This window comes from Pseudomonas neuropathica (assembly GCF_051174785.1).
In the GTDB taxonomy this organism is placed as follows: Bacteria; Pseudomonadota; Gammaproteobacteria; order Pseudomonadales; family Pseudomonadaceae; genus Aquipseudomonas; species Aquipseudomonas neuropathica_A.
The window spans coordinates 1236233-1254833 of sequence record NZ_CP195111.1 but is presented as its reverse complement, the minus strand read 5'-3'; the positions used below and the strand labels follow the sequence as shown (position 1 = coordinate 1254833).

15 protein-coding genes are annotated in these 18601 nt (G+C 60.4%); 10 read left to right on the top strand and 5 right to left on the bottom strand.

The window, feature by feature from the left end:
• Positions 1–45: 45 nt before the first annotated feature.
• From ACRRSD_RS05665 to ACRRSD_RS05655, 3 genes are read left to right on the top strand one after another with little or no spacing between them, the layout of a single operon-like run.
• Complete coding sequence (locus ACRRSD_RS05665) at positions 46–543, top strand: PAAR domain-containing protein (protein WP_435037445.1); 498 nt, start codon at positions 46–48, stop codon at positions 541–543.
• A gap of 3 nt (positions 544–546) precedes the next feature.
• Positions 547–1275: an alpha/beta hydrolase gene (locus ACRRSD_RS05660; protein WP_435037444.1), complete on the top strand. Its 729-nt coding sequence runs from the start codon at positions 547–549 to the stop codon at positions 1273–1275.
• Positions 1276–1285: 10 nt separating this feature from the next.
• Positions 1286–1801: a hypothetical protein gene (locus ACRRSD_RS05655; RefSeq protein WP_435037443.1), complete on the top strand. Its 516-nt coding sequence runs from the start codon at positions 1286–1288 to the stop codon at positions 1799–1801.
• Positions 1802–1818: 17 nt separating this feature from the next.
• On the opposite strand, the gene ACRRSD_RS05650 is transcribed toward ACRRSD_RS05655, so the two are convergent.
• The gene (locus ACRRSD_RS05650) at positions 1819–2676 is read right to left on the bottom strand and encodes a LysR substrate-binding domain-containing protein (RefSeq protein WP_435037442.1); all 858 of its coding nucleotides are present in this window, start codon (positions 2674–2676) and stop codon (positions 1819–1821) included.
• Positions 2677–2785: 109 nt separating this feature from the next.
• Here ACRRSD_RS05650 and ACRRSD_RS05645 point away from each other — a divergent pair, with 109 nt between their 5' ends.
• The 3 genes from ACRRSD_RS05645 (at position 2786) to ACRRSD_RS05635 (ending at position 6024) form a co-directional block, all read left to right on the top strand.
• Positions 2786–3490 (top strand): haloacid dehalogenase type II, encoded by a 705-nt coding sequence (locus ACRRSD_RS05645; RefSeq protein WP_435037441.1) that lies wholly within the window; start codon positions 2786–2788, stop codon positions 3488–3490.
• Positions 3491–3502: 12 nt separating this feature from the next.
• Complete coding sequence (locus ACRRSD_RS05640; RefSeq protein WP_435037440.1) at positions 3503–4276, top strand: aldolase; 774 nt, start codon at positions 3503–3505, stop codon at positions 4274–4276.
• A 176-nt stretch (positions 4277–4452) separates the two neighbouring features.
• Positions 4453–6024 carry a sensor domain-containing diguanylate cyclase gene (locus ACRRSD_RS05635; protein ID WP_435037439.1) on the top strand — a complete coding sequence of 524 codons (1572 nt, stop codon included), beginning with the start codon at positions 4453–4455 and terminating at the stop codon, positions 6022–6024.
• Positions 6025–6210: 186 nt separating this feature from the next.
• Here ACRRSD_RS05635 and ACRRSD_RS05630 read toward each other — a convergent pair whose 3' ends face one another.
• The gene (locus ACRRSD_RS05630; protein ID WP_077573787.1) at positions 6211–6510 is read right to left on the bottom strand and encodes a hypothetical protein; all 300 of its coding nucleotides are present in this window, start codon (positions 6508–6510) and stop codon (positions 6211–6213) included.
• Positions 6511–6696: 186 nt separating this feature from the next.
• On the opposite strand from ACRRSD_RS05630, the gene ACRRSD_RS05625 reads away from it, so the two are divergent.
• Positions 6697–7137, top strand: a complete 441-nt coding sequence (locus tag ACRRSD_RS05625; RefSeq protein ID WP_435037438.1) for a carboxymuconolactone decarboxylase family protein — start codon at positions 6697–6699, stop codon at positions 7135–7137.
• 136 nt (positions 7138–7273) lie between these two features.
• Here ACRRSD_RS05625 and ACRRSD_RS05620 read toward each other — a convergent pair whose 3' ends face one another.
• From ACRRSD_RS05620 to ACRRSD_RS05610, 3 genes are all read right to left on the bottom strand, one after another.
• Positions 7274–8866, bottom strand: a complete 1593-nt coding sequence (locus ACRRSD_RS05620; protein ID WP_435037437.1) for a DHA2 family efflux MFS transporter permease subunit — start codon at positions 8864–8866, stop codon at positions 7274–7276.
• On the bottom strand, positions 8863–9972 hold the full coding sequence (locus tag ACRRSD_RS05615; protein ID WP_435037436.1) for an HlyD family secretion protein: 1110 nt from the start codon (positions 9970–9972) through the stop codon (positions 8863–8865). The genes ACRRSD_RS05620 and ACRRSD_RS05615 overlap by 4 nt, the downstream gene beginning before the upstream one ends.
• Positions 9973–10068: 96 nt before the next feature.
• Positions 10069–10833 (bottom strand): AraC family transcriptional regulator, encoded by a 765-nt coding sequence (locus ACRRSD_RS05610; RefSeq protein WP_435037435.1) that lies wholly within the window; start codon positions 10831–10833, stop codon positions 10069–10071.
• Positions 10834–10932: 99 nt separating this feature from the next.
• Between ACRRSD_RS05610 and ACRRSD_RS05605 the strand changes: the two genes are divergently transcribed.
• From ACRRSD_RS05605 to ACRRSD_RS05595, 3 genes are all read left to right on the top strand, one after another.
• Entirely contained in the window at positions 10933–12066 is a 1134-nt protein-coding gene (locus tag ACRRSD_RS05605; protein ID WP_435037434.1) for an MFS transporter, read from the top strand.
• A 108-nt stretch (positions 12067–12174) separates the two neighbouring features.
• Entirely contained in the window at positions 12175–13902 is a 1728-nt protein-coding gene (locus ACRRSD_RS05600; RefSeq protein WP_435037433.1) for a ShlB/FhaC/HecB family hemolysin secretion/activation protein, read from the top strand.
• 98 nt (positions 13903–14000) lie between these two features.
• Complete coding sequence (locus ACRRSD_RS05595) at positions 14001–18470, top strand: hemagglutinin repeat-containing protein (protein ID WP_435037432.1); 4470 nt, start codon at positions 14001–14003, stop codon at positions 18468–18470.
• Positions 18471–18601: the final 131 nt, after the last annotated feature.

The window sequence follows — 18601 nt, the reverse complement described above, 5'->3', positions numbered from 1 at the left end:
TGCGCCCCCCAAAAGGATGACCCGCAACATTGCAAGGAGCTGTTCATGAGCGGAAAACCCGCCGCCCGCGTCACCGATCCAACCGCCTGCCCATTGCCGGGACATGGCACCAATCCCATTGTCAGTGGCTCCCCGAATGTGAATTTCGACGGCTTGGCCGCTGCGCGGATGACTGACAAATCCGCCTGCGGTAGCCCGATTACCGGCGCTGTGGCTTCGACGGTGTTCATCAATGGCTTGAACGCCGCGACGCTGGACAGCACGGGCGGGCACGGCAACGTCGTCATCGGCGGCTCCGGCACGGTCATCATCGGAGACACGGTGACGACGGCTCCCTTCAGTGGTTTGCTGCCGATGCCGGTGCATTTCACTGACCGGTTGAAACTGGTCAATGACGTGACCGGTGAGCCCATGCCTGATCATCCTTACGTTATTCAGCGCGCTGACGGGCGTCTGGAGCATGGGGTGTCTGACGCGAACGGATTCACCCACCAAGTCAGCTCGCATCTGCCCGAAACCATCAAGTTGTTTTTGGAGGAATAAGGCATGCCTGCTGAAACGGTAACGTGCGCGAAGGGCAACAATTACAGGCTGCACAAGGAACATGCGCTGACGGACAAGAAGGATGTCAGTGACAAGCCTGTGCCGGTGGAGAGTACCAAGGCGATTGTTCTATTTGTTGGTGGGGCTGGCGATAAAGAGAGTTATTACTTTTCCGGACCATTTGGCAACGTTAACGAGGCAATGACCGGTTTTGATAATCGCAATCTGGACCTGACCAAGCTAGGCAAGTACAAATCTCAATGGCTTGGGTATAACGAGGTGCGGGGAAAGAAAGATATCCAGAAAAATGTTCTGAACATAATTCCCTACAAATCATGCCCTATCTACATTGTGGGGCACAGCTTGGGGGGATGGAACGGCGCGCATTTGACCAGCGTCATGTCTGAGTGGGGCTACAGGATTAACATGCTGGTCACACTCGACCCAGTAGGTGAAGGTGCTTTGGTGTGGCTGGGATCCGATATTTATGGCGATCAACCGACACCGGTGGCTGACTTTTGGATAAATATTAAAGCTATGCCCTCCAAGCCTGACCAATCCGACTCGGTGGCGGATTTTGGTGAGAAATGGGAAGTACTGTGTGGGCCTGACATTAATGCAACCATGGACACAAACCATGCTAATGCTCCAGCGATGTTTACCCGTCCTGTTGCTGAAGGAAAATCGGCGAGCGATCTCATGTTCGAAGCCATTCGCAAAGGCAATCGCTGAAATGAAAAGAATGTCTGTTCTTCTGCTGGCCATATTGTGTTCGTCATGTGCCAAAGACCATTCAGTGCCCCCAGCGAATCTCGACTTTCTGTCAATAGAAAGGTCAAGTATTGGTCTGCTCTACAAAATTCATTATGACTCTGATGTAAATCTCCTGGATTTGTTCGGGAGAGGTATGGGGGTGGGCGCAGCATCGACGATGCTCGAGTGTGCGCTGGGGGATGATCAGAACTTTTCCATCACTAACCGATTCAGATACTCGGCGTATGGACTGATTGAGGTGGATGAGGCCAGTCATGCAGGCGGTAAATTCAACTACATGACGAGTGCTTTTCTGCGGCAGACCCAAAATAACGGTACTTCGCGCGAGGATCTCTCCGTACAGGAGTTGAATGGCCTTCTGTCTGGTAAACAACAAATCCCCTGCAAAGTCGTCGTCACCGCCTACGGCTACAAACCCTACTACTCCAACACCATGAACATACCCGTCGCGGATCTGCTGCGGGAAATCAACAAACCCCAATGATAAAAACGGGGGGGATTTCAGGCGAATCCCCCCGCATCCACCCCCAACTCCCCACGCAAAAACTCCACCAGGCCACGTTGCAACCCGCTCAAAACCCCATCACGACTGACCAACGCCAATTCCGTCGGCGCCAGTTCCGGCAAATCCGTACACACCTGATGCTCGGGCAACACCGCCGACACCGGTAGCACCGACACCCCCAACCCCGACGCCACCGCCGCTTGAATCCCGGTCAGGCTATGGCTGCCGAACGCCACCCGCCAAGGGCGCTGGGCGACATCGAGCAAACGAATGGCGCGCTGCCGATACAGACAGCCTTGCGGAAACAACGCCAACGGCAACACGCCAGTGGACGAATCAAACTCCGCACCTTTGACCCACACCAGTCGTTCCGGCCAGGTCGCCCACGCCGGGCCGCTGTCGGGTTCGCGTTTGATCAGGGCGATGTCGATGTCGCCGGCATTGAGGCGCTGGCGCAGATCGAGGCTCATGCCGCTGATAGTCTCCAGCCGCGCCTGCGGATGACTGCGGGTGAAGCCGGCGAGGATCAGCGCCATGCGCCGCGCGTCGAAGTCTTCCGGCATGCCGATCCGCAGGATTTCCAGGTCGAGGTCGCTGGCCAGGGCTTCGGTGGCTTCGGCGGACAGCGCCAGTAAACGCCGTGCGTAGTGGATCAACAATTCGCCGTGTTCGGTGACGGCGACATTAAGGCCGGTGCGGTCGCGCAGCAGTAGGGCGTGGCCGACCAGCTCTTCGAGTTTGCGCACCTGCTGACTGACCGTCGACTGGGTGCGATGCACGCGCTCGGCGGCGCGGGTGAAGCTGCCTTCGTCAACCACGCAGACAAAGGTTTTCAGCAATTCCAGGTCCAGCATGGCGGCGCTCTCGATAGTGGTTTTTCAACTGACGATTGGCGATTTATTTAATTTCACACTATCACCGGGCGCTCATAAGCTGAAGTCCTCACGACGGAGGATTCGACCAATGACACTCATCCACACACCGCGCCCGCAATGGCTGACCTTCGATTGCTACGGCACTTTGATCCAATGGGACGAAGGCCTCAAAGCTGTGGTCGGGGACATTCTCAGCGAGAAGGGCGAACATCAGGTCGATGTCGGGCACCTGATCGAAGTCTATGATCGCCATGAACATCGCCTCGAACAAACGCCGCCGCACCGTTCGTTCCGCGAACTGAGCACCCTCGGTCTGCAATTGGCCTTGGAGGAATTGGGTCTGCCCAGCCTGCCCGAAGACAGCCAGCGTCTGGCCGCCGCGATTCCGAAGATGCCGCCGTTTGCCGAGGTGATCGAGACTCTGCGTGATTTGAAAACCATGGGTTTCAAACTGTGCATCGTCTCCAACACCGACGACGACATCATTGCCGGTAACGTCGCGCAACTTGGCGGCTACATCGATCGGGTGATCACCGCGCAGCAGGCCGGTGCGTACAAACCGGCGCCGCGGCTGTTCGACTACGCTCATGAACAATTGGGCGTCAGCCGCGCAGAGGTGGTGCACATCTGCGCAAGCCCGATGCTCGACCATACGGCGGCGCGGGACATGGGCTTTCGTTGTGTCTGGATCGATCGCGGCACCGGTCGCCAATTGTTGCCGGACTATCGCCCCGACGCGATCCTCAACACCCTCGATCAAGTGCTGCCGCTGTTCAAATCCCTCGGTTGGTAACGGAGAATCGTCATGGCTCACACCCTGACCGCCAGTACGCGGACTGCTCGCCCGACAGCGCTGAACCTCGATACCGAGGCGATCATCACCGCGCGCAACGAACTGGCGGCGTGCTTGCAACTGGCCGCGCTGCACGGTTTGGAGGAGGGCATCTGCAATCACTTTTCGGCGATGGTGCCGGGGCATGATGATCTGTTTCTGGTCAATCCCTACGGTTATGCGTTTGCCGAAGTGACCGCGCAGAATCTGCTGGTCTGCGACTTCGACGGCAATGTGGTTGAAGGCGAAGGCCTGCCGGAAGCCACGGCGTTTTACATTCATGCGCGGCTGCACAAACAACTGCCGCGAGTGAAAGTCGCCTTCCACACCCACATGCCTCACGCCACGGCGTTGTGCTTGTTACAAGGGCCGCCACTGTTATGGCTGGGGCAGACCGCGCTGAAGTTCTATGGGCGCACGGCGGTGGACGAGGACTACAACGGCCTGGCGCTGGACGCGTCCGAAGGCGACCGCATCGCCAGTGTCATGGGCGACGCCGATATTCTGTTCCTGAAAAACCACGGCGTGATTGTCGGCGCTCCAACCATCGCCGAAGCCTGGGACGACCTCTATTACCTGGAGCGCGCCGCCCACGTGCAACTGCTGGCGATGGCCACGCAACGCGAGCTGAAACCGGTGCCACACGCCATCGCGCAACGGGCTTATGAGCAGATGCGCGAGGGCGATGCGCAAAGTGCGCGGGCGCATCTGCACAGTGCGATGCGGCGCCTGGCCCTTCACAACTGACTAACCCTAAGAGGCAATCGAAAATAAATCTGCGAACAGCGATCATCCAAACTCGTTGTGCGCCGATATACCTGGGCGGGACCGGGGCGTTTGCCCCGTAGATTCCGGTGGGCTACGCTCACAAACATAAGGGTTTCCCCGCTGGCGCCCTTGTCGTACCTGCCCAGGACTTGCTTTTGCCTATCCCCATTCACGATCCGCATCAGGCCCCCGGAGGCACCCTTAAACGCCTGCCGCTGCGCAAAGCGGCGGTGCTGTTTATCGTTGCGGTGGGGTTGTGCCTGTCCGGTTTGCTTTATCTGCAACTGGAGCAGTCGCGTCGTCAGGATCTGGCCGTGGCGAAAATGGCCTCGAACAACCTGACCCGGGCGATGGCGCAGCAAGCGGAGGACACTTTCCTCGCCGCCGATCTGGTGATGACCAGCCTGGTCGACTGGATTCAGGATGACGGTTACGGCGCCGCGCAGAAGCCGCGTTTGCAGAGAACCTTTGCCCGGCGCGTGCAGCAACTCGATCAGTTGCACGGCATTTTTCTCTTCGACACGCAGGGCCAGTGGGTGATTACTTCATTCACCGATCTGCCCCGTGGCAACGGCGTGGCCGATCGCGAGTACTTCAAGTTCCACCAGCAGAACGCCTCGACGCTGGCGCACATCGGCCCGGCGATTCGTAGCCGTGAGAACGGTGAGTGGATTATCCCGATTTCCAAACGCGTCAATGATCACGCGGGCAATTTTCAGGGGGTGTTGCTGGCCGGGATCAAGATGTCGTACTTCGACCGCTTCTTCGAAAGCTTCAGCCTCGATGACCAAGGCATCATGTTTCTCGGTCTGAGCGACGGCACCTTGCTCGCCCGCCGTCCGTTCGATGAAAACCTGATCGGCACGTCGCTGGCGCAAGGGCGGATTTATCGCACGTTGCTGCCCGAAGCGGCGGCCGGCACGGCGATGATCAACTCGGTGGTCGATGGCGTGGTGCGTTTGTACGGTTATCGACGCTTGTCGGCGTACCCGTTGGTGGTGTCGGCGGCGACCTCGCGCGACACGATTCTCGAGGGTTGGTACGCACGCGCATTCCAGTCGAGTGTGATTGTCGCCTTGGTGATTCTTGGCGTCGGCCTGTTTGGCTGGGTGTTCATTCATCAGGTGCGCGATGGTGAACGGATCGAAAAAAACCTGCGCAAGGCCCAACGCGCCCTGGAGCAGATTGCGACCCACGACAGCCTGACCGGGTTGGCCAACCGACGTTTGTTCGAGCGCTCTCTGGAAGTCGAATTCGCCCGTGGCGCGCGGCAGGTCAGCCCGGTCAGTCTGATCATGCTCGATATCGATTTCTTCAAGCGCTACAACGACGCCTATGGTCATGTCGCCGGCGATCATTGTCTGACTCAGGTCGCCCAAGTGCTGCAGACGTGCTGCCAGCGCAAGTCTGATTTGGCGGTACGTTATGGTGGCGAGGAGTTTGCGGTGCTGTTGCCGGACACCGACATCAACGGCGCACTGGCGATTGCCGGGCAGATCCGCCGCAGTGTGATCGACAAGCACATCATCCACAGCGGCTCGCCGACCGGATATCTGACGGTGAGTCTGGGCTGTTATTCGTTTATCCCCAGCGGCAATGACAGCCTGGAAGTGTTTATCCAGCGTGCCGATGCGGCGCTGTATCAGGCGAAAAATGCCGGGCGCAATCGCGCGGCGGTGTTGTCGCTGGACAGCGGCCTGGCCGAGCTGATGCGCTCCGATCGCTAGCCCAAACGCTGACACAAATCCTGTGGGAGCGAGCCTGCTCGCGAAAGCGCAGTGTCAGGCGATGAAAATGTTGGCTGATCTACCGCCTTCGCGAGCAAGCTCGCTCCCACAGGGATTTTCATCAGGCCAAGGTTATGTGAATACCCAAACAATCAAGGGTCTTCACCACGGATGGCTCTTGTTCGTTCAGCCGCCAGTGCCTCCGCCCGCGCCGCCAGTCCCGCCGCCGGCCGAACCAGTGCCGCCGCCAGCCCCCGAGCCCGAACCGCTGGCCCCGCCATTGGTGCCAGTCCCGGATCCCATACCCGAAGAACCGCTACCACCGGAAGGCGCGCCCGGCGTGTTGTCTGGCGGCGTAGTTGTGCTGGTCGGGCCTCCGGATTTGGTGCCGGTAGCGTCAGCGCCGTCATTGGCGGCGAAGCTGGCGGCCGATGCCGTGGCCAGCAGGCCGGCGAGCAATAACGAGGTGAGTTTGCGCGTGATCATGATCCGTCTCCACAAAGGGTCTGTACCTGATATTGGTCTGATACGCAGAACCGTTGGTGCCGGACGGCTGACGAGCGGTCAACGGTGCAACCGAGTGGCCTACTGATCTTCTGGAATATTGGCTATTTGTCGAACCGGGTGTGAGGGCTAACGTAGCCACACATTCACTTGCTACCCGGAGCTACCATGCAACCTCGTACCGATTTCTACACCGCCTCCCCAGATGCCTTGAAAGCGATGATGGCCCTGGAAACTGCCGTTTCCAGACTGCCGCTGGAAAAGACCCTGATCGAGCTGGTCAAGCTGCGCGCTTCGCAAATCAACGGCTGCGCATTTTGCATCGACATGCACACCACCGATGCGATCAAGGGCGGCGAAACCCCGCGCCGGCTGTTCGCGGTCACCGCTTGGCGTGAAGCGCCGTTCTTCAGCGACCGCGAACGCGCCGCGCTGTTGTGGACTGAATCGCTGACGCAACTGAGCCTGACCCACGCCCCGGACGAAGATTACGACGTGGTCGCGGCGCAGTTCACGCCGAAAGAAATGGTCGACCTGAGCATGGCGATCAACACCATCAACAGCTGGAATCGCCTGGCGGTGGGCTTCCGCAAAGTCCCACAGGCTTAAGCCTCAACGCATAACCCCTGTGGGAGCGAGCTTGCTCGCGAAAGCGATGTATCAGTCGCTAAATTGTTGCCTGATACACCGTATTCGCGAGCAAGCTCGCTCCCACAGGGGGCGGTGGATAGTTTCAGAATAGGCATCAATGCCCATCCGCACTCGGCGCCGCCGGTGGTTGCACCTTGCGCATCAAGGGCACCATCGCGGTGGCGATGACGAAGCACGCCCCGATCATCAAAAAGGTATCGCCGTAGGTCTGGGTTTGCGCCTCGCGGTAAGTCAGCAGCCACAACTGGCGCAGGCTGGCGGTAACTCCAACGTCGCCGCTCTGGCCCAGCGTTGCAAGGTTGCCGCCGACCTGCGCCAGCCACTGATTCATCGCTTCATTGCTGCTGTTCAAGTGTTCCGCCAACCGCGTGAAGTGCAGGTTGGTGCGGTCATTGAGAATCGTCGCGCACGCCGCAATACCAATCGCCCCGCCGAGATTGCGCATCAGGTTGAACAACCCTGACGCATGCTTCAAACGTGCCGGTGCCAGCCCTCCGAGGGTCAACGTCACCGCTGGCGGCACCGCCAGTTGCTGGGCAATCCCGCGCAACGCTTGCGGCAGCATCAACTCGCCGGCACCCCAGTCGTGGGTGATCGGGCTGAATTCCCACATCGACACCGCGAACAACCCCAGACCGATCATCATGATCCAGCGCAGGTCCATGCGATTGGCCAGAAAGGCATACAGCGGAATCGCCATGATCTGGAACACGCCGGTGGAGAAAACCGCCAGACCAATGTCGAGTGCGCTGTAGCCGCGCACCCGGCCGAGGAATAGCGGCGTCAGGTAAATCGTTGCGAACAGGCCAATACCGGTGACGAACGAAAAGAAGCAGCCGAGGGCGAAGTTGCGATCCTTCAAGGCACGCAGATCGACGATCGGATTGGCCACGTGCAAGGTGCGGCCAATGAAAGCCAATCCGGCGAGGCCGCTGATCCACGCGGTGGTCAGAATGGTCTGATCGCTGAACCAGTTCCAGCGCGGGCCTTCTTCGAGGGTGTATTCCAGGCAGCCGAGAAACAGCGCCAGAAAGACCATGCTCAGATAGTCCGCGCCTTTGAGCAGCGACAGTTCCGGCTGGTCGATTTTCACCAGCATCGGCACTGCCACGGCAACGAAAATCCCCGGCACCAGGTTGATATAGAACAGCCAGTGCCACGAGGAAATATCAGTGATCCAGCCGCCGATCACCGGCCCCAATGTCGGCGCGAGTGACGCGACTGCGCCGATGGTCGCGGCGGCAATCACCCGTTGTTTGCCGGTGAAGAAAAAGAACGCCGTGGTGAACACCAGCGGGATCATCGAGCCGCCGAGAAAACCTTGCAGGGCCCGAAAGGCAATCATGCTCTGGATGTTCCAGGCCACGCCGCAGAGCAAACTGGCGAGGGTAAAACCGACCGCCGAAGCACAGAACAACCAGCGTGTGGAAAACACCCGCGACAGCCAGCCCGACAGTGGAATCACGATGATTTCGGCGATCAGGTAACTGGTCTGCACCCACGCGGTTTCGTCGGTGCCGGCGGACAGTCCGCCGCCGATATCGCGCAGCGACGCCGAGACGATCTGGATATCCAGCAGCGCGATGAACATGCCGATGCACATGGTCGCGAAGGCGAACACCTTGGTCGCGGTGGCCATGTCCGCCGCGTTGAACGGCTGCGCCGGGGCGGCGAGGGTAGCGCTCATGGCGCAACGGCCACGGCACTGATTTCAGGTTGTGCGCGGGTGTCGACTTCTGCCGTCACCGACAGGCCCGGACGCAAGTGACCGAGCACGCCGTCGGCCGGATCTAGGAGGATCCGTACCGGCACGCGCTGGACGATTTTGGTGAAGTTGCCGGTGGCGTTTTCCGGCGGCAAAACGCTGAACTGCGAGCCGGTCGCGGGGGCGAGGCTGTCGAGGCGGCCGTGGAATTCCTGACCGGAAAGGACGTCGGCGCGGATGCTCACGCGTTGCCCGGGTTTCATCCGCGCTAATTGGTCTTCCTTGAAATTGGCATCGACCCACAAACCACTGGCCGGCACCACCGACAACTGTTGTGAACCGGCCTGCGCATAGGCGCCGACCCGTGCGCGACGGTTGCCGATCACGCCATCGATCGGTGCGCGCAGTTCGGTGTAGCCGAGGTTCAATTGAGCCAGATCGCGTTCGGCGCGGGCTTGCTGAAGGGCGGCGCGGGCCTGTTGTTTCTGCGTGTCGATCACCGCCAGTTGGCGTTGCGCGGCCAGCAGTTCGGCCTGGGCGCGGGCGCTGAGGGCTTGCGCGGTTTTGAAGGTGGCGTCGGCGCGTTGTGCGCTTTCTACGGACACGGCATTGGTCGTCACCAGGTGTTTGTAGCGTGCGTTGTCGTCCCGTGAACGTGCGGTTTCCGCCCCGGCGGCGTCGATGCCGGCGCGGGCCTGACCGATCACCGCCTGTTGCAATTGTTCGGTGGCGTCGAGGTTGGCCAGCAGCGCCTCTTCGGCGGCGACGGCGCCTTCGGCCTTGGCGAGGTTGGCGCGATAGTCGCGGGCGTCGAGTCGAATCAACACATCGCCGGCCTTCACATGCTGGTTGTCGGCGACCAGCACTTCGTCGATGTAACCGGCGACCTTCGGCCCGATCACCGTGACGTCGCCACCAATATAGGCATCGTCGGTTTCTTCGAGAAAGCGCCCGGTGCCCCACCAATGTGCGGCGTAAACGCCGACAAAAATCAGCGCGAGCAAGCCCGCACCGGGAAGCAACAGACGTTTAAGCAGGGGCGGCTTGGTCTTCACCACAACAGGTTCGAGGGGAGGCATGCTGGTCATGGCGGTTTACCTGAGTAAGCGGATCGTTATTACCGCTGTAATATGACGTAGGTAATATTTGGTCGCAAATGATTTCTGACGCCGATCGTCAGTTACTCACGTGAGCCAGCGGCCCGGTGTACTGCCGGTCATGGATTTGAAGAAGGCGATGAAGGCGCTGTCGCTGGCAAAATCCGTTTCGAAAGCGCAGTAACTCAGGCTGCGTCCGGTGGCGAGCAATTCCATCGCGCGCATCAAGCGCCACTGCTGGCGCCATTGCTGATAACTCATGCCGGTTTCGCGCTGGAAGATCCGCCCGATGGTGCGACTGCTGGCGCCGATCTGCTGCTCCAGCACTTGCAGCTCCGGCGGCAGCCGTCCGGGCGTTTTCAGCAATGGCGCCAGACGTTTGTCCTGAGGTAACGGCAACAACAGCGGTTGCTGCGCCGCTTCCGCGATTTCGCTCAGGCACAGGCCGAGCAGGTGGGCGAATTTGCCCTGCTGCCAATCGCTGGCGAAATCGGCCAGCGCCATCGGTTCGAGCACGGCGCGCAACAAAGGGCTGACTTCGATCACGCAGACTTGTTGCGGCAGCTTGGCGCACAGCTCGGGGATCAAGTAGATGGAGCGGTAATCGACACTCTGCTGCATCACCGCGCGATGGCTGACACCCGGCGGAATCCACGCCGCCCGCGACGGCGGCAGCAGGCACAGTTGCTGCGCCAGGGTAATCCGCGTGCAACCCTGTCGCGTGTACAGCAGCTGCCCGCGTTGATGTCGGTGCAAACCGGAGTCGTGATCGCCCAGGGTCGAGGCGATACCGATTACCGGTGCCTGAAAGCGATCAGCGTCAAATGTTGCGTGGGTATCGAGCCAAGCCATGGGTTGTCCGATTTCATCGATAAATTGGCAGGATTCGGATAATACGCCACTCACCGATTATTAAACTCCTCGGCGGCTTAATGCGAGGAGTGATGACGAATGAACAACAGACATTTTCTGTGGCTGGCGATTGCGCTGCTGATGTTTCCGCAGATCGCACAAACCCTCTACAGCCCGGCGCTCGGTGATATCGGGCGGGTGTTTAACGTTGGCCCGCAAGCCGCCGCGCAGACCTTGTCGGTGTATTTCCTCGCGTTTGCCGTCGGGGTGGTGGTGTGGGGGCGTTTGTGTGATCGCATCGGTCGACGCCCGGCGATGCTCGCGGGTCTGGTGATCTACGTCGCTGCAACACTTATCGGCCTGCGGGTCAGCAGTTTCAACGGCTTGTTACTGGCGCAGATGTTGGCGGCTTTCGGTGCGGCGGTGGGCTCGGTGGTCACACAAACGGTGCTGCGCGACCGCTTCAAAGGCACAGAACTGGCGCAGGTGTTTTCCCTGGTGGGCATGGCGCTGGCGGCCAGTCCGGCGATTGGTTTGTTCACTGGAGCCAGTCTGGTTCAGGCCTTCGGCTATCGCGGTGTGCTTGCTGCGTTGCTGGTGCTGGCAACGCTGTTGTGGCTATGGAGTTGGTACAACCTGGCGGAAACCCGGACAGCGCCAACCGGCCATGTCGGTCTGTTCGAAACCCTCGGGCGCATGCTGCGTGACCTGGGTATCTGGCGCTCGGCGCTGTGGATTGCCTCGTTCAACGTCGCGCTGTTCAGCTATTACAGCCTCGCTCCATTCATGTTTCAGCGATTGGGCGTAAGCGCCAGCGTGTTCGGTTTCAGCGGCGTCATCCTCGCGCTGGGCTCAGGTTTTGGAGCATGGCTCAACCGGCGTTTAATAACGGCCGGCTTCAACCCCATGCAATTGATTCGCTTCGCGGGCGGTAGCGCGTTGTTCGGTGGTATGGGCGTGTGGTCGCTGCAAAACAGTGTCGCGTTCGTCCTGCCGATGCTGTTGGTGGTGTTGGCGTTTGGCCTGGCTATTCCGAACGTGCTCGGTTCGGCGTTAGCGAATTACGCGGATCGGTTGGGCACCGCCGGGGCGTTGTTGGGATTGATGTATTACCTGCTGATCGGCGCGGGGCTGATGCTCGCCGGCTGGTTTCAAGCTCTCGGGGAAACCCTGATAGCGTGCAGTGCCGTGGCCTTGCTGCTGACAATAAAGCCAGGCAAAGCAATTGTTTAAGAAATGTAAGCGCTGTAGGAAGCGTCTTGCATTTGTGTAGGAGGGCTCCGACTATCACGATCATTGATGACATGGCATTACGCCATTTGATGATCGCAAGGATGTTGCGTGCCGTTTCCGTTTCGCGCTGTTTTTCGTCGTTGTTCCACGCGTTGCCCGCTGTTGTCGGCCTTTGTGTTGAGTGTCTGTGCCTCCTCGATTGAAGCCGCCGAATCTGTCGCGCCGGGCCAGGAAGTGCTGCGCCAGCAACAACAGCAGCAACGCGATCTGCAACAACTGCAACTTGAGCAAAGGAAGCGGCAGTTAGAGCGCGGCGCGTTCGGTTCGGCGCCGCTCACCCCGGCCATCCCGCAAACCGTTGCCCCCGATGAACGTTGCTGGCCGCTGAGCGGCACGCGCGTCGGCGGCGTCACGCTGATCGACAGCGACAAGCTCAATGCGCGGATCAAACCGCTGCTGGCGCCGTGCATGGGCGTCGGCCAGATCAATCATCTGCTGGCGACCATCACCGCGAGCTATGTCGACAAGGGCTACATTGCCAGCCGTCCATACTTGGTCAGCGCTCCGGCAGCGGGGCAGTCACTGGATATCCGCGTTGACGAAGGCTACATCGAGTCCATCGAACTGGCCGATCAGAGCTTGCCGGTTTCCCTCGGCGGCGCGTTTCCGGGAATGCTCGGCGAGCCGCTGAACCTGCGCGATCTGGAGCAAGGCCTCGATCAATTGAATCGCCTGCGCTCGGTCGATCTCACCGCCGACATCGCTCCCGGCAGCCAGCCCGGCGCCTCGCGAATCATCCTGCGCTCACGCACCTCCGCGCATTCGCGGTGGGCCTTGAATGCCGGTTTCGACAACCTCGGCAGCGCCAGCACCGGGCGTGACCGCGACACCGTCAGCCTCAGTCTCGACAGCCCGCTGCAACTCAACGACCTGTTGAGCATCAGCGCCAGTGACACGCTCAATCAGGGTGACCGCTACAGCCGCAATGCCAGCCTGTATTACGCGATCCCCTACGGCTACTGGACCTACAGCGTGTTCGCCAGCCACGCCGAATACCGCGCGCCGTTCAAACTGCCGAGCGTGACCTTCCACAGCACCGGCATCACCGACCAAGTCAGCCTGCGCGCCGACCGTGTGTTGTGGCGCGACCAGAGCCGACAGCTCAGCGCCAACCTGCAACTGGCGCACAAGGATGTCGACAGCTATCTGCAAGACGTTCGCCTCGGTATTCAGAGCCCGACCCTGACCGTGGCCGAGGCCGGGCTCAATCTGTTCTGGCTCGACCGCGCGGTGTGGAACCTCGACGTCAATTACGCCCAAGGCCTGCGCTGGTTTGGCGCTGACGACGATTCACAGCAGCAGATCAACAATCTGCCCAAGGCGCAGTTCCGCAAGTACCGTGCGGGCCTCAGCCAATGGCGCAATGGTCAGCTTGGCGCGCAGATCTGGCAGTGGCAGAGCCAGCTTAATTTGCAATACAGCCCGGACCCGTTGCCAGCGATTGAACAGTTGCTCGGCACCGACGATTCGGCGGTGCGTGGCTATCGGGTCAGCAGTGCTTCCGGCGCCAGCGGCGCGATCTGGCGCAACACCTTGCGCTTGCCTTTGCGCACTGAATGGCCGCTGCAGATCACCCCGCGCGCGGGCCTCGACCACGGCTGGATCAAGGCTGATCACGGCGCGCAGGGTCAGCGCTTGAGTGGTGCCAGTGTCGGTCTGAATCTGGGCTGGAAAAACCTGCAAGTGGATGTCGATTACCAACGCGCGCTCAACACGCCGAGCGGTCTGCAGCACGAGCCTGAAACCTGGCTGATGCGAGTCGGCCTGCAAATCTGAACAACGCAGTGAACAAACAGCCGTCGGATCTGAGCGCGTCAGCCACGGCCCAAGACTAAACGCGCAACGTGATGCCGTACTCACATGGAGACGTTTTTATGCCAGCACACACCTTTGCATTTCATCTTTCGCCTCGGGGCAAATTGCGCTGGGCGATTGCCAGCCTGTTCTTCGCCGTGCACCTGCCGAGCGCGCTCGCCGGCGGCGTCGTGGTCGCACCAGGCCCCGGCGGCACTGCGCAATTGCAGACCCAGGGCGGTGTGCCCATCGTCAACATCGTCGCGCCCAACGGTTCGGGCCTGTCGCACAACCAGTTTCTCGACTACAACGTCGACCGTCAGGGCCTGGTACTGAACAACGCCTTGCAGGCCGGGCAATCGCAACTGGCCGGGCAACTGGCGGCCAACCCGCAACTGCAAGGCCAGGCGGCGAGTGTGATCCTCAACGAAGTGATCAGCCGCAACCCGTCCGCCATCAATGGCGCGCAGGAAATCTTCGGACGGCCTGCCGATTACGTGCTGGCCAACCCTAACGGCATCTCGGTCAACGGCGGCAGTTTCATCAACACGCCGAACGCCAATCTGCTGGTCGGTCGTCCGGAATTGCATGACGGCAAACTGCAAAGCCTGAACAGCCGCGATGCCAACGGTCAGTTGCAGATTCACAGCGGCGGCCTGCGCAACGGCGAGGGCTCGATCAACCTGATCGCGCCGCGTATCGACAGCCAGGGCGCAATTACTGCGCGCGATCAACTGAATCTCACAGTCGGGCGCAATCAGGTTGACTACGCCAGCGGTCAGGTGAAAACCGTTGACCCTGCTGGCAACACGGGTGATCAACGCATCGACGCCAGCCTGTTCGGCGCGATGCAGGCCGGGCGCATCAACATTGTCAGCACCGCCGAAGGTGCCGGCGTGCGGGTGGGCGCGGTGCAAGTGGCCGGGCGTGACGGCGTGCAGATTCGTTCCGCCGGTGACCTCAGCGTCAGCGGTGAAGCGGTGGCCAACAGCCTCGACGCGACCCGTGCCGGTATCCGCAGCAGTCAGGGCGATGTTGGTTTGCACAGCGGCAAGGATCTGACGTTGGCGGCTACTGATGTCAGCGCTCGCGACGTCACGCTCGACGCCAAACGCAACCTGACCCTGTCGACGGTCGAAAGCCGCAAGCTTCAGGAAAAGCGCGAAAACTGGAACAACAGCACCATCGGCATCACTTGGGAAACTTACGATCGCACCCAGACCGACAGCGAATCGCGGCAGCATGGCAGCCAGATTATCGCCGGTCGCGACGCCAAGTTGTCGTCCGGTAAAGCCACCGAGCTGAAAGCCGCCAAGGTCGAAGCGGCGAAAAATCTCGACGTGCAAAGCAGCGGCGATCTGCGCCTGACCGCCGTCACTGAAAGCCACACCCAGACTGATCAAGGCAACCACCGCAAACACCTGTGGAAAGCCGATTGGAACAGCAGCAGCGAAGAGCAGCGCAGCATCACCAGCCAATTGAAGGCCGGTAATATCGCCCTGCAAACCGCCGCGTTGTTGCGCTCCGAAGGCGCCGAATTGAGCAGCGCCGGCGATGTGCAACTGGCCGGTAAACAGGTGGAAATCACCACGGCCACGCGGACCAATCGCAGCAGCGACAACAGCTATTCAGGTGACCTGGTTGGCGGTGGTTTCTTCGGCAAGACCGGCGATGCCGACAAGGGCAAGACCCAGCATCAGGGCAGCAAGGTCAACGCCAGCGGCAGACTGATCGTCAAGGCTGACGATGTGCGCATCAGCGGCAGTCAGGTGCGTGGCGGCAGCGACGCCAGCGTGATCAGCGACAAGGGTTCGCTGGTGATTGACGGCGTGCAGGACACCTCGCACAGCAACAACCACGACAAGGACAGCAAGTTCTTCGGCATCACCAAGGACGAGTCGCGGCAGAACAGCCAAGACAGCAGCACCGTGCGCAGCGAGTTGGTTTCCGACAGCAACCTCAAGCTCAAGAGTGCCAAGGACATTGCAGTGGCTGGCTCGACGGTCAAGGCTGACGGTGCGTTGACCGCCGACGCGGCGGGTGACATCAAGGTGCATTCTGCGCAGAACACTCACGACAGCACTGACACCACGCAAACCCGTGGCTTCGATGCTTACGCCAAAGAGCAGACGCCAGAGCAGTATCGCGCCGGGATTCACTACGAAGACAAACAGCAAACCGTGACCCGCAACGACGTCACCCAGCAAGGCTCCAGCCTCAGCGGCGGCAGTGTGCAGGTGAAGGCGGGCGGTGACGTCACGCTCAAAGGCGCGGAAGTGAAATCCACCGCTGGTGACACGACGTTGAGCGGCAAAAACGTCTCGCTGCTGGCCGAAGCAGACAGCCACAAAACCTCCACCGACACCTCCAGCACCGGCGGTGGTTTCTACTACACCGGCGGCCTCGACCGTGCCGGCAGTGGCGTCGATTTCGCCCACAGTACGGCGCAGGATTCGACCAGCAAAACCACCGCACAGACCACGAGTGTACAGAGCAGCGGTGGCCTGACCATCAATGCCGACAAACTCGCCACCGAAGGCGCACAACTCAAGGCTGGCAACGGTCTGAATGTTGCCGCCAACGAGATCGACAATCGCGCGGCCAGCAACAGCGAAAGCAGCACGCACAACGACAGCAATTGGTCGGCGGACATCGGCGCCAACGTCGAGTACAAGGACATCGCCCGGCCGATCGCGGGCGCGGTCAAGGACGTGCTCAACGGCAAGGTGCCGGACAAGGACTCACTGGCCAATCTCGGTCAGCCGAATGTCGGTATCGACGTTGCAGTCGGTCATGGCAGTGCCAGCAAAACCGAGCAAAACAACAACGCTGTGGTCAGCCGTTTTGATGGCGGCAATGTCGATGTGAAAACCACTGGCACGCTGCACGACCAAGGCACGCAATACAACGCCAGCGCCGGCCAAGTGAACATCAGCGCTGACAAACTGCTTGCCGATGCTGCGAGCAACACGCGCAACAGTAGCGCTAGCGCGGTGGATGCCAAGGTTGATGTGCGCGTCTACACCAAGACCGGCGAAGACGTGAACGTCGCCGGCAGTGGCGCGGGTGGCAGCAGTGCGTCGAGCAAGGACAACTCCAGCGCCCTGGTCGGCGGATATGCCGGTAGCCAGGGTGTGAACATCAAGGTCGGCGGCGATGCGCAGTTTGAAGGCAGCCGTTTCGACGGCGGGCAGGGCGGTGTGAGCATTAACACTGGCGGTGATCTGGCGCTGAATCAGGCCAGCGATCGCCAGACCAGCAATGACAGCAGCCTGCGCGGCAATGGCTCGCTGACGGTCGGCACCTTGCCGGGCACCGATGGTACCAATCTCGACCTCGGCGCCGGGTTTCAGCTCGATCACACCGGCAAGCAAACCACTGACTCGCAGGCCCATGTGGCGAACATCAGCGGCAACGGTCCGGTGCAACTCAGCAGCGGCGGCAATCAAGTCCAGCAAGGCAGCAAGATCGACAGCGCTGGCGCCATCGATCTGCACGCTGACGGCAAGCTCGATCTGCAAGCCGCAACCGACACTCACACCGCGACCGGCAGTAATCTCGGCGGCGGCTTGAAGGGCGGTGGCAGCAAAACCAGCAGCGAGAAGAGCCGTGATCAGGGCGGCAATCTGAGTGGCAACTTCAATATCGGTCGGGTCAACGAGGATTCGAAAACCCTCACCGGTGGCCAACTCAACAGCCAGAACGGCATCGTTTTGAGCGGTGATTCGATTCATCTGCAAGGCACGCAAGTCAGCGCACCGACCGTCAGCATCGACGCGCAGAAGGGCGGCTATGTGCAGGAATCGGCGCAGTCCACCGACCACCGCAATAACTGGAATGTCGCGCTGAATGCCGGCGGCAACCTGAGCAGCAAAACCCCGACTGCCGAGGATGAGAAGTCCAGCAGCGATCACGGCTTCAATGCCGGGGCCAAGGTTGGTGTGGATTACCTGCAAGGCAGCACCCAGCAGAACAGCCAGATCAAGGCTGACCATGTGATGTTGAACAGTGCCGGTGATGCGCAGCTGGCGGGTGCGCGGATCGACGCTAAAGATCTCAGCGGCAAGGTCGCGAGTGATCTGAGCGTCGAAAGCCGTCGGGACTCTAGCAGCCACGCCAAGGTCGATGTCGAACTGGGCCTGACCGCGAAGAAAAATCCACCGAGCGATAAAGAGAAACTCGCCGGCACTGATTACAAGCCAACACTGAAAGCGCAGGGTGAGTACGCGCACAAGGACGGCGTTGCTCAGGCGTCCGGGATCAGTGCCAGCCAAGGCGTGAACCTAGCGGTTGGCGGCGCTACACAACTGACCGGCGCGCGGGTTTCGGCGGCGCAAGGGAAGGTCGATCTGGATGGTTCGAAGGTCAGCAGCACTGATCTGAGCAACCGTGACTACGGCGTGAAAGCGGGCCTTGATCTGCCGCACAAAACCGAGGAAAACGCACCGAAGGTTTCCGTGGACAACGGCAACCTGAAAGTAGGCCCGGTCACCTTGAGCGGGCATCTGGACACCCGGATCCTGCAAGCCGGGATTGACGAAAAAGGCTGATCCAATGGCCCGTGGTGGGTGCACTTGAACCTGCATCCACCACCAAACCCTGTGGGAGCGGGCTTGCCCGCGAAAGCGTCCGCTCAGTCAATGCAGTAAGTGACTGATGTAGCGCCTTCGCGAGCAAGCTC